The sequence below is a fragment of the Vibrio sp. 1288 genome (genome assembly GCF_033344475.1).
Map to the genome: position 1 here is coordinate 1 of NZ_JAWPOX010001144.1, position 514 is coordinate 514.

1 protein-coding gene is annotated in these 514 nt (G+C 49.0%); it reads left to right on the top strand.

All coding sequences use genetic code 11. The features are described 5' to 3' along the window. A partial coding sequence (locus R8O11_RS31350; protein WP_318195409.1) for an NUDIX hydrolase occupies positions 1-514 on the top strand: 514 nt, incomplete at both ends.

Sequence of the window (514 nt, forward strand, 5' to 3'; positions counted from 1 at the left end):
GCCGACGCATTTGCCGCGAGAAGATTCATACCTATCCTCGTCACTTCAGCGAAGCGTTTATCGACGGTGATCCTAAGCGCGATCCGGAAGATTGGAGCTTAAACATCACCCACTACGCATTGGTTGACCGCAATAACGTCGAGCAAATCAACAATGCTGGCGTGCCCGAGTGTCAGCTCAAATGGTTCCCATTGCAGGCGATCCTCAATGGGGAAGAAACCCTAGCGTTTGATCACCAGAAAACCATCGAAAAAGCATGGCAGAAACTGCGTGCTTCGATTGAGTACACATCAGTGCTGCTGTTCGCACTCGATAAAGAATTTTTGGTCGCAGACATCATTTCTGCATATCAAGAATTTGGCATCGACATCAGCCGCATGACCATTAAACGCCGTTTGATCGACTCAGGTGTGTTGAAGCCGACCAACAAAGTCGCGTCCACCAACAAAGGCAAAGGCGGTAAGCCAGCCATGGTGTACACGCTGACAAGCGATGAAGTGACCTTTTTTCAAAA